The organism is Dyadobacter subterraneus (assembly GCF_015221875.1).
Classification (GTDB): domain Bacteria; phylum Bacteroidota; class Bacteroidia; order Cytophagales; family Spirosomataceae; genus Dyadobacter; species Dyadobacter subterraneus.
This window is the reverse complement of the sequence record NZ_JACYGY010000001.1, coordinates 3,984,864-4,001,732: the sequence shown is the minus strand read 5'-3', so window position 1 is coordinate 4,001,732 and position 16,869 is coordinate 3,984,864. Positions and strand designations below refer to the sequence as shown.

Annotated in this window: 10 protein-coding genes; 3 read left to right on the top strand and 7 right to left on the bottom strand. The window is 40.3% G+C overall.

Going from position 1 to position 16,869, the window contains the following annotated elements; translation table 11 throughout:
• Positions 1-283: 283 nt before the first annotated feature.
• Positions 284-2,593, top strand: a complete 2,310-nt coding sequence (locus tag IEE83_RS16620) for a PAS domain S-box protein (RefSeq protein WP_194121656.1) — start codon at positions 284-286, stop codon at positions 2,591-2,593.
• Here IEE83_RS16620 and IEE83_RS16615 read toward each other — a convergent pair.
• The 4 genes from IEE83_RS16615 to IEE83_RS16595 form a co-directional block, all read right to left on the bottom strand.
• The gene (locus IEE83_RS16615; RefSeq protein ID WP_228101840.1) at positions 2,590-5,673 is read right to left on the bottom strand and encodes a lantibiotic dehydratase; all 3,084 of its coding nucleotides are present in this window, start codon (positions 5,671-5,673) and stop codon (positions 2,590-2,592) included. The genes IEE83_RS16620 and IEE83_RS16615 overlap by 4 nt on opposite strands.
• A 105-nt stretch (positions 5,674-5,778) precedes the next feature.
• Entirely contained in the window at positions 5,779-6,153 is a 375-nt protein-coding gene (locus IEE83_RS16610; RefSeq protein ID WP_194121654.1) for a response regulator, read from the bottom strand.
• A 377-nt stretch (positions 6,154-6,530) separates the two neighbouring features.
• Complete coding sequence (locus tag IEE83_RS16600) at positions 6,531-7,706, bottom strand: sensor histidine kinase (RefSeq protein WP_194121652.1); 1,176 nt, start codon at positions 7,704-7,706, stop codon at positions 6,531-6,533.
• 7 nt (positions 7,707-7,713) lie between these two features.
• Positions 7,714-8,502 carry a LytR/AlgR family response regulator transcription factor gene (locus IEE83_RS16595; RefSeq protein WP_194121651.1) on the bottom strand — a complete coding sequence of 263 codons (789 nt, stop codon included), beginning with the start codon at positions 8,500-8,502 and terminating at the stop codon, positions 7,714-7,716.
• A 687-nt stretch (positions 8,503-9,189) separates the two neighbouring features.
• Here IEE83_RS16595 and IEE83_RS16590 point away from each other — a divergent pair.
• The gene (locus IEE83_RS16590) at positions 9,190-10,818 is read left to right on the top strand and encodes a Na+/H+ antiporter (RefSeq protein WP_194121650.1); all 1,629 of its coding nucleotides are present in this window, start codon (positions 9,190-9,192) and stop codon (positions 10,816-10,818) included.
• Positions 10,819-10,886: 68 nt separating this feature from the next.
• Here IEE83_RS16590 and IEE83_RS16585 read toward each other — a convergent pair whose 3' ends face one another.
• Genes IEE83_RS16585 through IEE83_RS16575 form a run of 3 tightly spaced genes read right to left on the bottom strand, consistent with a single transcriptional unit; the run spans position 10,887 to position 14,353 of the window.
• Positions 10,887-11,231 carry an HU family DNA-binding protein gene (locus tag IEE83_RS16585; RefSeq protein ID WP_228101839.1) on the bottom strand — a complete coding sequence of 115 codons (345 nt, stop codon included), beginning with the start codon at positions 11,229-11,231 and terminating at the stop codon, positions 10,887-10,889.
• A 54-nt stretch (positions 11,232-11,285) separates the two neighbouring features.
• On the bottom strand, positions 11,286-12,086 hold the full coding sequence (locus IEE83_RS16580) for an MYG1 family protein (RefSeq protein ID WP_194121649.1): 801 nt from the start codon (positions 12,084-12,086) through the stop codon (positions 11,286-11,288).
• Between the two features lie 35 nt (positions 12,087-12,121).
• A complete protein-coding gene (locus IEE83_RS16575; RefSeq protein ID WP_194121648.1) occupies positions 12,122-14,353 on the bottom strand; it encodes a hypothetical protein in 2,232 nt (743 codons plus the stop codon).
• 165 nt (positions 14,354-14,518) lie between these two features.
• Between IEE83_RS16575 and IEE83_RS16570 the strand changes: the two genes are divergently transcribed.
• A complete protein-coding gene (locus IEE83_RS16570) occupies positions 14,519-16,867 on the top strand; it encodes a GH92 family glycosyl hydrolase (protein ID WP_194121647.1) in 2,349 nt (782 codons plus the stop codon).
• The last annotated feature ends 2 nt before the right edge of the window (positions 16,868-16,869 follow it).

Here is a 16,869-nt window from a genome sequence, read left to right as displayed (position 1 = left end):
TAACAATCATTCTTGGAAAATTGAATTAAAAACTGAAAATGCACATGTTTACTTACAGAAAAATGCCACGAAGATGCATGTGAGCAATAATTTGATTTGAAGAAATGGAATGCTGGCATCTTTGCAATAATGGATGTGAACACATTTTAACCTTTATTTTCTGAATAAATTTCGGCTTCAAATAGTATAAAACAGTTAGTAGATTTTAATTGAGCGCATCTGCGTGATAAGAGAATCAGAAATTTTTATATTTGAAGCCCAACCCAGGCACAACGTTATAGATATGGCAGAAAATTTACATGAGCGAATTAGCAGATTAGAGAATATAATTAAGGCATCCGAACTTGGCACGTGGGAATGGAATATTCAAACCAATGAAGTGATTTACAATGAGCACTGGGCCGCGATACTTGGTTACCGGCTGGAAGAATTGATGCCCGTAGTGAAAGATCGTTGGCAAAAACTGATTTATCCCGATGATTTGATTTCATCCGTGGCTGCATTGGATGATCATTTAAACGGGAAAACCAGCCTTTATCAAACGGAAGTCAGGCTTCGACACAAATCGGGTCACTGGGTTTGGGTTTTGGATAAGGGAAAGATAGTCAGCCGGAATAGTGAAGGTAAACCTGAACGGATGATGTGTTCACATCAGGATATTTCGGGCCGGAAAAGAAGCGAACTTTTGCTTGCACAATATAAAGAGCTTTTACAGATTACCAAACAGGCGGCTTTAATCGGTTCCTGGGAACTTGATTTGCGGTTGATGAAAGTAAGCTGGAGTGTTGTAACAGGCAAAATCCATCAGGCCCCGTCAGGTTACAATCCTGGATTTCATGATTTGAAAAAGTTTTATTCCCGCGCAGGAAATGCTTTGCAGATTGTCACTGCTATCAATAAGGCTAAAAAAAAAGCCAAAACTTTTGATCTGGAATTTCAGATCCTGACACACCTGGGGAATTTGAAATGGGTAAGACTTATCGGAGTACCTTTCTATGAAAACAACAAATGCATAAGAATTTCTGGCCTTGTTCAGGATATTGATCAAAAAAATAAAATAATTGCCGACTTAGCTCTTCAGGAAGAGCAGTTCCGGCAGACTTTTGAACATGCAGCCAATGGCATGGCATTGCTAAGTCTTGCCGGGAAGTGGCTGAGGGTTAATAAAAGTCTTTGTGAATTATTGGGTTATAGTCAGGATGAACTATTAAAACTGACGTTTCAGGACATTACTTACGAGGATGATCTGGATGAGGATCTTGGGTTGGTGAAGGAGCTTTTGGATGGCAGGATAAAGAATTATAATATGGAGAAACGGTATCTCCACAAAAATGGAAGTATCGTTTGGGTTCTACTTTCCGTTTCTATGGTTCGAAGCGACCGAGGAGAACCGCTGCATTTTATATCACAAATAAATAATATTACGGAGAGAAAACTTCTTGAACTGCGTTTGCAGAAAACCAATGATCGTTTGAAAGCGATTTTAGATGCCAGTACTCAGGTTGGAATTATTGAAACTCACCTTAACGGGACAATAGAGATATTTAATGTCGGCGCGGAAAATCTTTTGGGATACAGCGAAAACGAACTTGTAGGAAAGAAAACGCCTGAAATTTTTTATTCTGAACAACAGCTTCTTGAAAGAGTGGTTTCTGAAAATTTAAACGCTGTTCCAAAAGGTTTTGAGCTGCTTGTCGGCAGTGTAGACAGCTCAAATTTTGACACTCGTGAATGGACATTTATAAGAAAAGATGCCTCGGAGTTTTCGGCGAGTGTCACCGTCACAACCGTCAGGGATTATCTTGGAATACCCAAAGGATATCTTTTCGTTTTCTTTGATATGTCACAACTTAAAGAGGCTGAGACAAATGTCAAGTCACTTCTGGATATGGCCCAACACCAAAACAGAAGACTTCTGGATTTTGCCAATATCGTTTCACATAATCTTCGTTCTAACGCCGGCAATATCAGCATGCTGCTGGAATTGCTTCGCAACGAGTTTCCGCAAGCCGCAGATAATGAATACTATCCTATGCTTGAAAAGGCTACAAATAATCTGCTTTCAACGATCGGGAATTTGAAAGATATCGTATCGGTGAATTATTCAAGCGAGAAAAATGCTGCTAGTTTAAATGTTTTGAAATTTGTTGAACAGTGCATGGCAAATCTCAGCGCTTTTATTCTTGAAAGTGGTACCATGGTAAGTCTGGAAATTAGCAAAGACATCAATGTTACCGGTACAGCTTCTTATCTGGAAAGTATTCTGATCAATCTTTTATCTAACGCTATTAAATACAGAGCCGCCAATAGGCCTCTTCACATTGATGTATTGGCCAGAACGACAGGAAGTTTTGTTGAAATCTGTATCAGGGATAATGGCAGGGGAATTGATTTGAAAAAATACGGTGATAAAGTATTTGGACTTTACAGAACTTTTCATGGCAATCAGGACGCTCAGGGTATTGGACTGTTTATTACAAAAAGCCAGATTGAGGCCATGGGAGGAACTATTAATCTTATAAGCGAGCCTGAGGTAGGCACAACTTTTACGATCACACTTTTTAATGCTGACAAGGTTATGTCGTCACATTAAGCTTTGACTTTGGATTGCCGGGCATTCAGAGAATCGTAATGCTTGGCAAGACAATGGTATATAATCAGCTCGTAAGCACGCTGTTTTGTATTAAAGGTGCGGTTTACACTCATGTGAATCAGGCTGCTGAGTATGGAAAAATATTCTGTACGACCTGGTAGGATATCGGAAAGTTCGGCCAGGCCGCCTTTGATTTCCTGATTCAAATCGGTTGCACCGGATTCAAATACCTGATCTATGATTTCTTTGAAATTGCGATAATGCATGCCCAGTTGTTTACGCAGCGTAGAATTACCTTCAAATTCATTGAAAAAATTCTCTTTAAGATTTTCCATGAGATCAGCACATGAGGAGAGATCCAGTCCGGAGTTGCTTAACAGCATATTAATTCTCCGGATTGAAAGTTCAAACCGGGCGATTTCATCAGGGATATCTTCAAAGGATGAAATGGATTCTAAAAAATCCATGCTATCCAGATGAAATAAATTCTCGCAGATTTCTATGCCTTCATAGCTATATCGTTCCAGTTCCCGTTCGTAAGTACCAAGCTGTATTTTATAAACAAGACCGTTTTGGACGTACTTTTCGAGCATTTCTTTTACACCATCAATCACCTGATGATAAAAGCCTTCCGGAGCTACTCCCCGGAAACGAAGTCTTAAATGATAATCTGGATCCTGGTAACGGACAAAGAAAAATTGTGTAATAACTTTTTTTTGTACCAATTTGTTGATGAATGGATGAAGTAAAAGCAGCAGTTTGTCAGAAGATTTTTCTTCACAATAAATCTTGAAATACAGCCAATCGCTGCCAACAGAAAAACTTCGCTGGGGAATTGTCTTTGGAATTTTATTTTGTATTCCCTTTAAAGGGGCTGCCTGCGGATTACAAAGAGGAATAACGATTTCGTTTGCAAACCGGAAATCATCCTTACGTAAAAAGCTATTATCTGTTGAAAATAACGTTTCAAAAACGCGTATTTCCTTTTGCTTAGTTACTTCCTGCATCAAAATCTGCAAAGAAAGATGAATGCGTGTGTCAATCAAAAGTTCATTATCACCCGAGGTAATAACAAACTGCGTCGGCAAGCCCATAGCAGCAAGCTTGTCTGCAACATGATTCGGGTGCGAAGAATTAAAAACATGTTCCTCCAGCAGCCAGCTTTGTCTGCTGAGAATAATGTTTTTATATTTTACACGGGGAAGGTGCCGTTGATTGCCAAAAATTGCCCAGTCCCATTGCATATTGAGCTCTGAATCCTGCAATTGTAGTTCACACAAAAACTTGTAAATCGGAAGTCCTTTCGTGAAATTATGTGCATTGGACAGCCGCGGGATAATGCGTTTATTTAACCTTTTGGAACGGAGGATAATTTTCTCATTCACGATTGAAATCATCAAATCCTCAATAGGAATCTGAAAATCTTCGTCCACAGAAGATTTTCCCATGTAAGGAATTTCATAGCGATGCAGGACAGGACGTGTCATAATATTGCCAGCTCCTGAGTCGGGGCAGTGAACAATTTCTGCAAAAATCACATCCGGACTGTTTTGCTCCTCCAATTGGGCGCATTGCAAAAGCTGCTTACTCAACGCAGGGTCTGCATCATGAAAACGACTTAGAATATTGACGGCAGAGGGGCCGCTGCACGTTAAAAGATTAAACATAAAATCCCCCTGGTCGACAGCTTCGACAGATTCTGCCAATAGATTTCCCAGTGTATAAAAGCTGTAAGGCAGCGATGAAGATTTTACCTTTTCTTCTTTTTTAAAATCTTCAAGAGCACTTAGGTCAGCATCGGTAAGTTCGATTTCGGATAACTGGTTTTTTAAAAAAAGCGTGTATTTATCAATGAGCAGATTTTGCCACCATTCGGGATATTCTGCTGTCTGTTTTTTCTGGTTTTTTGGAAAAGAAAGTTCTTCGATCATTGGCGTGTAGCTGGCTCCAAGCGTACTTTGAAGGCCATAACCTATGCCGGTTTGATGATCCAGCACGGTTGTAAGTACTGCTTCCTGCTGCTGATACCGATCCTGAAATCTTTTTTTGAACTCCTCAATATCCCGGTTTTTTTTTGGTCTGTTTAAAACAAATAAACGGGAAAGCTGTCTTGTTATCGTCGATATTGTTTTATCCGACAAATGATTCACCGTGCTGAGTGCAACGGTATCCACATGTACAAGATCTTTTTTAATTGTAGGAATGCCAAGAAAGTCGAGCTTTTCCTGAAGTGCCTGGTACATCCGGACTCTATTGTCTTGCTGGTTAAGAAGTTGCAGCAAAGCATTGAGATGTCCTGTGAGCAGATAAGTATGATCCAAATGAGAAATTTTCTCAATCATCGTATCCAGATAGCCGGCACCGGTTACATTCGGTTCGAGCTCGGTTACCAGTATCCTATTTTCGATTAATTCGTCGATAAAATCATAAGCTTCCACAGCTTCAATCGTGTGGCTTTGCAGCAAGGCTATAAGCTCGGGAATTTTCACACCATTCCGGGCGCGGTCTAAAATCAATCGTAAATATTCATCGCCTTCCAAGGAGCTGACAAAATAGCTTCTGCGTTCCTTGTCGACAACTTGCTCAATATATCTAAAATCCTCACCAGCTGCATAAAGCGAGCTGTTTACTGATAAGGTAAGCTGCATACGCACACTTTGTTGTCTGATCAGCCATTCTTTAATAGCGATCAGGCATTCCATATCCAGGCGTGTATGCTTGATCAGCACATCCTGTTCAGAAATGCGCATGTCAGTTTCAGCACTGATAATGCCGGTCGAAGCCAGTGCAAAAAAACCGTAGGGAGTACAACGCGTACTCATCCTCACCAGATATTTGTAGAGTGTAATTTCAAGTTTATCAGTTTCTGAGACTTTTTCACCCGTCAGCCATTTGATAAACCTTTCATACAAAACACCTGATGCAAGATAAATTGCTTCCTGAGCTCCAGTGTTTCCAGAGTACCATTCCCTAAGTATATCAGAACTTTTATTGATTAAAAGTTCCTGATGAAATTTCTCAAGCTGATCAACGGCAATAAGTGGTCGCCGAAGCATGAACAGGCCAAAGTGAGAAAGCATGAGGTGACGGCACTGGTGAATTATATGTCAAAAAATAGGATCTAACTGTTGCAAGATAACAATCTAAAACAATTTTCACTTATTGCCACTGCCCGATTTTTATATTCAGGCGCTTTTACGACAAAAAGCAATGTCTCTGAATTTTTCCAAAGCCCTTTGAAGATTCGCAGGGGGGAATGGTTCTTTCAAAAAGTATAACGGATCCAATCCATATCCTGAAAAAAGATATTCCGGATATGAAGCTGAAATGATAAGCGCCTGTTGTTTACGGAGTTCCGATAAAATACTTTCAGGAACCGTCATTTCAGGTGAAGGCAAACTTGCAAAAACAAGGTCATAAGATCCTGTCTGCAGCGTGCTCAATGCCTCTGCCGAATATGCACCAGACCAGGTAAGTTCAAGGCAACTCGTACGGCGTATGAAACTTTCCAGAAAGCTATCGGCAAGCCACCACTTTTTGATAAGAATACATCTGTACACCGGCTTTGGAGTTATTTGAAAACTGGATTCAATGGTGTTCGACCAGTTTACCGCGTTCACAGTAAGAATGAGGTCATGCCTGTGTTATCTTTTGATTGCTGGGCGCTGTTCTTTGCACTTAGTGAAGTGATTCTCTCTTTTTTAAGAACAAGACGTTTGCTAACAGATGCGGAAGTTGTGGATTTTGATTGCATGGGTATGTAAGATTTTAAAGTATAAATTAATATTTAAAATCATACAGCCTTCTTTGTGACTGAATGATGAAACGAAGCTAGTGTTTCTCTCCAGCCATTTTTAATTATTTAGACGTAATGGGAGGCGTTTTTCGATAAGCGGCAAACTATTACCGATAAAATTTATTGGTCGGTAAAATACTATCAGTCTGCATTAAGAAATATTTGAAGGGTTACCTCGTATTCCAGTTCAGTTTTTTGAAAAGTGAGCTCATGTACGTCAGGGTACAGCATGCTGAGGCGTTTACGGGTATTGGAAAGACCTATACCGCCGGATTTTTTAGAAGGGGTAATCACAATAGGTGTCTTACTGTTTTCAGGAAGACTGTTTTGTACAGTAAAGTACAGCGTGTCGTTTTCCACAAGTACTGAAATGTGGACGTAAGATGATTTGATACTTAAATTGACTCCATGCTTAAATGCATTTTCAACAAGAGAAATCAAAAGCAGGGGAGCAATTTTGTGTCTTTCGGTAATGCCCTCAGTATCCATCGAAATTTTAACAAGATCGGAAGAATGACGGTATTTTTCAAGATCCAGGTAATTTTCGATGTATTCAATTTCTTCAATTAAAGGTACTCTGTCTTCATTGACGCCATACAAACTATAACGCATTAAACCGGACAGTTTAAGAACCAGGTCCGAAGCCTGATCATCCACATCCAAAGTCCGGTTATAAATACTGTTGAGGGTATTAAACAAAAAGTGCGGATTAATTTGAGATTTTAAAAAGCCAAGTTCTAATGCCAGATTATCTCTTTCCAAAGCCAGGTTATTGTTTTTGAGCATCATATTATTTCTTTGAAACTCAATCGTATCCCTGAAATATTTGATACTCAGGTAAATAGTAGGGACCTCAAAGCTGTACCAGAAATTCCAGGAAGCCACTTTCGGCATTGTAAAACAACCAAACCATCCGGCTTGTATTAAAAACAAGCCGTAAACCTTCTGTATCCATACATCCTGATATTTGCCAGATGCATAGCCATTACTATATGGAAGAAGCTGACGGATTGAAAAATAATTACACCAGTAAACCAGAAGAAAAATAACTAAAAAGCTCAGTATGAATGGAATGACCTTCTTCTTGTAAAGATATCTGGGGAAAATAAAAAGGCTGAAACAGTAGTAAATAAATAAGGTTTGAAAGAAGAAAATTGTGCATAAGATATTCGTAATGAATAAATTATCTCTTGTGAATGGCCCTACCGAAAAATATTTACTGATAATCCAGGTAAGAATGCATAAACAAAGATGAAAAATAATGATCCCGGCTTTTTTATTATCGAATATAGCCTGCAAACTGATTTTATTTTTCATCCGGATTTTATTTATTTTCAGCTGCTTTTTTTAAAGCTTCAAGCACAACTTCTCTGTAAGTGACACCAATGTCTACTTTTTTGCCATCTATGGTTGTAATCTGATTTCCATCTATTTCTTCAATGGCGTTGATCCTTATAATATTAGAACGGTTAACCCGTATAAAACGGTTTTCCGGAAGCATGGTTTCCATTTTAGTCATGGTATTCAGGGTGACGATCGTTTTGCCGGGGAGAAAGATTTTGATGTAATCTTTCATCGCCTCAATAAGAAGAATTTCTTCCGGAATAACCCTGACAAGCTTTTTATCTTCCTTAATCAACAGAAAATCACTGCCATTTTGTTCTCTTTTGGTTGGTGACGGCAGCTTCAAAGGCATGTTTGCAGAAAGATCCGGTTGTCGTATTTCTGTATTGTCCGTTTTGAGTGCCAATAACTCCGTAACCCGGTTAATGGCTCGTATAAATCTTTCAAAAGATACCGGTTTGAGCAGATAGTCAGTCACTTCGTGTTCAAAACCTTCCAATGCGTAATCGGAGTATGCTGAAAACATTAATATTTTTGGGCGCATATTTCCTTTCAATGAGCGGATGAATTCAAAACCGTTCATTTCCGGCATTTCCACATCAAGGAATATCAAATCAGGTTTAAGCCGCTGCATCTGGAAAAGGGCATCCACCGCATTTCCAAATTCACCGACTACTTCTAAAAAGGGCACACGTGCAACAAATTTTCTGATGACTTCGCGAGCACCAGGCTCGTCATCTATGATAAAACATTGTAAAATCGTACTCATAGTCCATGATTCATCGGTTCGTCTGAAATTTTACCGCATTGGTCGAATAATCGTAAAACTGGTCGAAATTGTTTTAGTTCCATAATTCAATACGCGTATTTTTATTACAGAATTTATATTAACAATTAAAAGGACTCATATCAGTAAGGGAGCTTTTGTGTAGTAGAACTAAGTTTTTTGGATTACAGGCTACTTTCCACGGATTTAAATTGACTGTAAACATAATATTAATATACGCTACTTTTAAAAGAACAGATTTTTGATATTTCATAAGGCTAGTAGCACAAGGGTTTAGCTTGTAATTAAATTTAAGAGGTAGGTATAAAGACATAATTAATGCTCAACGTTATGATGGTTAAATAAGGTTTTAAGTTTTTCGGAAAATGAAAAACTGATCCTATAGTGTGTGCGTAGTGAGGAACAGGATTACATTTTTTGTAATCCTGTTTTTGTTTGGTAGCCATTCAATACCGGAAATTTCTTTCTCTGAAATGACCATTTTAAGCCCTGAGCATATTACATTTCAGCCAATATTCTGGTCAGGATGTGCAATTCCAAAGTTTAGGGCTAATTTACTAAAAGTATACGACATCCTTTTAAGATTGAAGCATCCAATCCGGGTTCAGTAGTCGTTTTGTTTGATCGGGATTGTATTAATGTCCTTGTTTTCTCAATTTTATACTTTTCATGACAGGAAATCTTCATAATATAATTTTTCTTTGCCTTGGGTTGATCGTTTGTGTGTCGTTGCTAACGGTGATGGCGCGGAAACTTAAAATTGCCTATCCCATCTTTCTTGTTCTGGCCGGATTATTTATCAGCCTGATACCCGGTGTGCCTGCCATCCATTTAGAGCCGGAATTAATTTTCATTGTCATTTTGCCCCCTGTTCTGTTTGATGCAGCGCATGAAATGTCGTTAAAAGCGCTCTGGAAATGGAGACGAATCATTTCAGTCATGGCTTTGGGTTATGTGCTGTTCACCGCCACTGCGGTTGCTTTTGTGAGTGTATGGCTCATTCCGGGTTTTACACTGAGCCAGGGCTTTTTGCTGGGGGCAATAATTTCGCCACCGGATGCATCTGCGGTCATGGCTGTTTTAAGATACAGCAGACTGCCCAAAGGTACTATGGCAATTCTGGAAGGAGAGAGCCTTCTGAATGATGCTACCAGTCTTACCTTATTCCGTTTTGCTCTCGCTGCCATCACCACGCAGCATTTTGTATGGCACGAAGCAGTTACTGGTTTTGGATTGGTGGTAGTCTCGGGCGTGGCTATCGGGCTAGCTTTTGGAGGATTGTCGTATGCAATCTATAAATGGCTCCCAACGGATGCGAATGTCGATATCGCGATTTCGGTCGCGCTGCCGTATCTGATGTATCTGAGTGCAGAAGCTGTTAATTCTTCGGGAGTACTGGCGGTTGTGAGTGGAGGCTTGCTGGTAGCCTACCAGACTCACTTTGTGTTTTCGCACAAAAGCAGGCTCAAATCTGCTTCGCTCTGGTCATCTATTGTGTTTATTCTCAATGCCGTAGTCTTTTTTCTGATCGGATTACAATTACCGGAAATTATCAAAGACTTGGGGCGGTCCGGTCTGGTTACAGCAACGGGTTATGCATTAATTATTACGCTGGTCGTGATCATTGTCCGTTTGATATCGGGTCTTTTCAGTTCAGTTTTTACTACCTACATCAGCCGGTATATTACTGTCGCTGCAAAACGGCCAGGCTGGCGTCTGCCGCTTTTAAGCAGCTGGGCAGGTATGCGCGGCGTTGTTTCTTTGGCTTCTGCCTCGGCAATTCCATTATTGCTGCCTGATGGCCAAGGCTTTCCTCATCGCAACCTGATTTTATTTATCACCTTTATGGTTATTCTAGTAACATTGATAGGGCAGGGATTAAGTCTTCCCTGGATGATCAGAAAACTGGATCCCAAACCGCTGGAAGATTTAAAATCAGATCATCATCAGCTGCTTGAAATTGAATTGGAGCTGTACGGAGTTGCTGAGAAAGAACTTAATCTTAAACACAAGGCCGATGTTGACAAAAATGTGCTTTTGCAATACCGCGGTGAATATCTCAGCCATAAGCGGGAATTATTAAAAGATGCTAACAGTGATGACGGCGCAAGACAAAAAGCCATGGAACGACTGGATCATTTCAGTGAAATTATGGGCAGGGTCATTGCAAGGGAACGTCACGAGTTGCATGCATTCAGAAGAAAGGCTGAATATGACGATGATATCATTGCGTTCATCGAACATCGTCTAGATTTGGAAGAGGAGCAGCTCCAAAGGGATATGGATATGGAAAATTAATTTACCACGAAGGCTTAAAAATAAAAGCAGACCAGATATAAATCAGGCCTGCTTTCGATAATTTCAATTTATTGTTCAAGCGTCACTCCTTCTTTAATCTGACTGACAAATTCAGGAGATGGCTTGAAGTATGGAATCACGTGCGCGTCAACGATAATGGTGGAGTTAAGCGCGATATTTCTGGCAGTTTTCTGGGCCCTGTGTTTGATGGTAAAACTTCCAAAGCCACGGAAATAGACATTTTCTCCTTCACTCAGCGAATCTTTGATTGTTACAAAAAATGATTCAACTACTTTTTCAACGGTGTCCTTTTCGATCCCTGTCCGTTCTGATATTTTGGAAATGGTTTCTGCTTTTGTCATGCGGTCTGTATTGTGGGGTAAAACAAAGCTCAAAGGTAAGGTTTTCTGCATTAACACACAGGTTTTTAGCAGTAAAAGTCTCAAGCCGCATTTATTTTTCAGATTTCAAATGCGATCCAGCTTTTTAGCAAAATCTATTAACACGTCCTTATCCTTTATGACCGCCATAAAACCTGAAATATGTCTGAATACAAATCCATCAAGAGCAGTTACAGTTTCCGGGACAACGGCTACATTGGTATCAATGGTTTGGATCTGCCAGCCATTGGCATGCGGTAAGATAGCAAAAGTATGCTCTTTTTTATCTTTCCAAACCGTAGAAAACTGATCAAATACTGCTACGTTGTTATCTAAAATAGTCCGGAATTGATAATCTGATTCTGATTTTGCCTTTTTAACCGACGAATAAATCTCATTGGCTATGATGTCCTGAGCTACTTCTACCGCCTTTAAAAATTGCCTGAATTGCACGGCAGCATCTGTCATATCGCGGTTAAAACCACCCAAAATCCCGGAAGTATTTTTAAATCCTTTGGGAAGTGTTGACCAAAGTTCAAAAATATTATCACGATTTGTGTCCATTACATCAATCGACGAAATAAACCGTCCGAAAAAGGCCTGGGCGTCAACAGGACAGATTTCATTTTTAAAATGCTCATAAACCAGACCGGCAGCTGATAAAAGTTCTCTGTTTTGATGATGGTCAAAATTGAGCATCTCAGGATCATAAACCCCGCCAACATCCAAAACCAGAATATTGCTATCGGCGACTGCCTCTGCAAGCACTTTGGGATCACGGGTTCGGATTAATTCGAATTGATAACCTGCCTGGCGCAGAAGGGCAACAGCAATGACCTCGTCTGCGTGAAAGGCTGTGTCATGGGTAATGACAGTTGAAAAAGACATAAAGAAAAAATAAGATTTCCGCAAAATTAGTGAATTCAGCGGGATTGTCCGGCACTGATTACACCCAGATAACGGCCCATCCAATAAGGCAGCAAAAAACTGTCACCTGCACTGAGTTCAGTATTTCCGTTTGTTTCAGCGTCAAGTTTGAAAAGGTTTCTGTTATGTTTTAACTCCGGCCGCTCATCAGGCGGAAGCACTTCTTTGGTTGTTTGCCCGCGAAAATTCGGTGCTATTAGTTCAATATCTTTTCTGTGACTGTTCAGCGTTTTCCACTCGATCATGTCAAGAGGGAATTCTTTCAAATACCAGATTGTCTCGTTCAAATCAAAAGCTTTGGCGCCTGTCATGGCATAACACAAATTCCAAAGGCCATCTTTTTCGGGACGCTCCAATTCCCAGTGCTGCCGGATTGCAACCCTGTATTTTTCTTTCAGATTTTGATCAAAAGCATAGGGATATAAACACCAATAAGCAAGAAAATACATTTCATCATCAGAATGATTCCAGCCTTCTGATAACATCTTCGCCCAGTCTCCTGCAGACGAATCAGCCTGGCCAATATCAGCCATCGGTCGTGTTAGATTTTCCAGATAGCCATATTTATTCATCAATTCATAAGCTTTTTGTTTGTAAATCGGTTTTCCGGTGAAGTGATAAGCCGCCTGTAAAAAGCCTATAATGTTGGAAGAATTCAGTTTTCGATCACCAATATTTTTTCCAAAACCATTAACATACGCAGGATTCCACTTCGCCCAAAGTGTTGGTTTTCCATCAAAATCAATAAGATACCAGTCGTTTTTAATAATATTAGTCATAAGCTCGTCCATGCGCTTGATGGCGCGTTGCTTCACCGGACCATCCATTAATTCCGCCATCAGTGTGAGCGTGAACATCTGCCCGACGGTTTGATCACTGCTGGTTGTTCCCCGCCAATCCCATTCGGGATCTTTGGCATGAACCCAACCGTTGGTCATTCCGCCGTCCCATGGTACATTTGAAAATTTGTGGTAACCTCTGTGTTCAAATCCGCGGGCAAAAAAACCTTGGATCCCAGTAATGTCAAAAAGCCGCTCCATCGCTTCAAACGATTCAAGACAATTTTGCAGCGCCTCCTGGCTTCCGGTTACCTTGTATCGGAAAAGCTGACTCACCAGATACATGGATGTCCATAAATTATCACTATCGCGCTGCCCGGTTTGGGCGGTGGACAAATCACCTTTGACAATGGAAGCAATATCGCTGTTAAATCCATAGCGAATATGCCTTTCTCTTACCTGTTTTTCATAAACAAGGGCTTTCTTTTCCAAAGTCATCGGATCAAAATGAATTTCTGCCAGACCTTTGTTTGTCAATATCAGGATGTTTCCATTTTCGCCCTGTGAAATTGCGACGACCTGATTGGATGGAAGCCAGCGTTCTCCAAAATAATAATTGAATTTTCCATCCTCACGAAGCATGAAAGCACCCAGATTACTACCAAACCACAATTTTCCTTTGATGGAATGAATTTGAGTCAAAGCGCTTACCGGTAACTTAGCTGACAAAGGTTTGATTACATTAAATTTTACAGCATCCAGGATTTGGTAGCCATTTTTTGTTCCGATAAAAACCTGGTTTTTGTCAATATCAAAACAAGTCAGATCAGAACTTTTAAAACCTGTTTTAAGCTCTTTCTCACCTGGTAAAAGGTACTGAACGGAGTTATTACTTAAAAATAAATACCGGTTTCTAACAGCGTCGTATTTGATATCGAGCAAAGTTTCTGTGCCGGCGTTTCCTTCCCAGAAAAGTTTTTTACCATTAAAAATCTTTACATTTTTTCCATCCGAAACCACACTGGTGAAGTCAGGCCCGGTACACAAAATACTTGCGCGCGGTAACCCATGGTTAGTCAGCCAACTGCCGGCAAAAGCATTACTGAAAACAGCAACACTGTCCAGATAAACAAGCTGATTGTTGTAAAGAGAAATATCTTTGATATGTCTGTCTAAAAGAGGTTTGTATGATTTGTCGGGTTTCAAAGTTCCGGGATACTGAAATTTTCCGGCATCGGGTTTTAATATTCCTTTTGAAGAAACAATATAAACGATACCATTGCGGTCCGTTTTTACATTGGCTAGTGAAATGGTGCTGTCTGTTAAATAATATTTTACGCTGTAATCCTGTAAATAAGACTTGTCTTTATAGGGAGTTATTTGCGCAGATAAATCCTGTAAAATAAGAGAAAGTAAGCCGACACAGAGAAAGGTTATTCGTTTTCGCATAATACCAGATTTTGAATAATAGATATACCGTGGTCGGTTGTTTTATGACTATCATAATTTGGTAATGCACAAAAAATAGTTTTGAAAAGATTGTTGGTATGTATGAACATATCAATTTCAAATGTATCTTTATCGAAAATTTGAATGAGATATATACAATTTTCTATGAGATTGTTACAGAAAATCTACTTTGTACTTTTGGCTGCAATGTTTGCATCCTGCGCTTCATCGCATGATAATTTCCTGAAATATGTCGACCCGAACATCGGAACGGCACATAGCCGCTGGTTTTTTTACACGCCGGCCGCAGTGCCTTATGGAATGGCAAAACTGGCTCCGTCGACAAACGGGCATTATGGAAATCCTTCCGGCTGGGAGGCTGTGGGGTATGATACCCGGCAGAATTCAATCGAAGGTTTTGTGAATTTTCATGAGTGGCAGATAGGAGGGGTAAGTTTTATGCCCACCAACGGAATTGTAAAAGTGAAACCCGGTGATCTGGAAGGACCAAAAACGGGATATCGCTCCGGATTTGACAGAAAAAATCAGGTGGCCCATCCTGGGTATTACAAAGTGCTGCTTGATGATTATCAGATCACTGCTGAACTTACTGCCACCAAAAGAGTAGGTTTTCACCGCTATACTTTCCCTAAAAATGACCATTCACATATCATTCTGGACATTGGGAATAAACAAGGTGAAAGTAGTGATGTGACTGCTGCCGAAGTTAAAATGGTGGATGATACCCATTTTGAGGGTTATGTCAGTACTTATCCCAAATACGTTGGACTTTATGATCCCGAAGGGAAGGTCTCCATGTATTTTTATGGTGAAGTAAGTCGCAAACCCAAAAATATTTCGGCTTTTACCGCTGATCATGTCTTTGAAAATAAATCTTTTTCAGAAGGTAAAGGTGCTGGTCTTGTGTTAAATTTTACAACAGCAGAAAAGGACCAGATCGAAATCAAAGTTGGACTTTCCTATACCTCAACAGTTAATGCAAGGGAAAATCTGTTGGCAGAAGCCAGAGATCTGACCTTCGATAAGGCCAAAGAAAAAGCACAAAAAATCTGGAAGCAGGAGCTTGGGAAAATAGCACTGACGGACTCGAATCAGAATAATAAAACAAAATTTTATACCGGTTTGTTTCATGCTTTGCTGGGCCGGGGAATTGCCAGCGATGTGAACGGGTCTTATCCTATGCACGGCGGAATTCAAGGGAAATTACCTGTTAGCAAGGATGGCCAGACACCAGAATTCATGAACACCGACGCTATCTGGGGCGCTTTCTGGAACATTACCCAGCTTTGGTCTTTGTCTTATCCGCAGTGGTATGGCAATTACGTCAATACCGAGCTTCAAATTTATAAAGACAAAGGCTGGTTTGGCGACGGTATCGCCAACAGCGAATATGTTTCAGGCGTAGGAACAAATTTTGTTGGTCTGGCTATTGTCGGCGCCTACAATGCCGGCATCAGAAATTATGATACAGAGCTGGCTTACCAGGCTGTAAAAGCCAATGAAATGAATTGGATCAACAGAAAACCGGGTTCCGGGAAAATGGATACAAAAGCTTTCATGAAGTATGGTTTTGTTCCTTTTCTGAATGAAGATAAAACTGATTCTACCGGCTCACATTTTTCTGCTTCGCACACGCTTGAATATAGTTTTAGCGCGTATGCGGCGGCGCAGATGGCAAAATCTTTAAATAAAAAGCAGGATTATGAAGCGTTGATAAAATATGCCAATGGCTGGAAAAAAATTTTCAACCCGCAAAACAAGCTGATGCATCCCAAAAAGGCAGACGGATCTTATATTGATAAACTCGATCCTTATGAGCCCTGGCGAGGTTTTCAGGAGGGAAATGCGGTGCAATACACGTTTTACGTTCCTCACAATCCGGCAGGATTGATTCAGGTAATGGGTAAAGATATCTTCAATAATAAACTTGACAGCATTTTTACGTCCTCGGAGAAATCAGGTTTTGGCGGTGGAAAACAGATCGATGCTTTTGCCGGAATAAAATCTATTTATAACCATGGTAATCAACCGTGCCTGCATATCAGCTGGCTGTTTAATTTTTCGGGCAAACCATGGCTTACACAAAAATGGACAAGACTTATTTGTGATCAGTTCTATGGTACTGAACCGATTCACGGTTATGGCTATGGCCAGGATGAAGATCAGGGGCAGCTCGGTTCCTGGTATGTACTTGCATCGCTGGGTTTGTTTGATGTAAAAGGATTTACGGATGCCCGTCCGATCATTGAGCTTGGCAGTCCGCATTTTACAAAAGCCTTGATTAAGCTGGGTAATTCAAAAAATCTTACGATTAAAACCGTCAACAATTCAGAGGAGAATATGTTTATTCAATCCGCAAGCTTCAACGGTAAAAAACTGGAAAACTGCTGGTTATATCGCGATGAACTTATGAAAGGCGGTAACCTGGAATTCACGATGGGAAAAGAGCCAAATCAATCGTGGGGAGTTGCTACACCACCTCCATCGGAATAATT

Coding starts and splice junctions, on each gene's coding strand:
- IEE83_RS16600 (WP_194121652.1), bottom strand. CDS start 7,706: ATGAAAAATAAAATCAGTTTGCAGGCTATATTCGATAATAAAAAAGCC.
- IEE83_RS16590 (WP_194121650.1), top strand. CDS start 9,190: ATGACAGGAAATCTTCATAATATAATTTTTCTTTGCCTTGGGTTGATC.
- IEE83_RS16595 (WP_194121651.1), bottom strand. CDS start 8,502: ATGAGTACGATTTTACAATGTTTTATCATAGATGACGAGCCTGGTGCT.
- IEE83_RS16620 (WP_194121656.1), top strand. CDS start 284: ATGGCAGAAAATTTACATGAGCGAATTAGCAGATTAGAGAATATAATT.
- IEE83_RS16570 (WP_194121647.1), top strand. CDS start 14,519: ATGAGATTGTTACAGAAAATCTACTTTGTACTTTTGGCTGCAATGTTT.
- IEE83_RS16575 (WP_194121648.1), bottom strand. CDS start 14,353: ATGCGAAAACGAATAACCTTTCTCTGTGTCGGCTTACTTTCTCTTATT.
- IEE83_RS16585 (WP_228101839.1), bottom strand. CDS start 11,231: ATGCAGAAAACCTTACCTTTGAGCTTTGTTTTACCCCACAATACAGAC.
- IEE83_RS16580 (WP_194121649.1), bottom strand. CDS start 12,086: ATGTCTTTTTCAACTGTCATTACCCATGACACAGCCTTTCACGCAGAC.
- IEE83_RS16615 (WP_228101840.1), bottom strand. CDS start 5,673: ATGCTTTCTCACTTTGGCCTGTTCATGCTTCGGCGACCACTTATTGCC.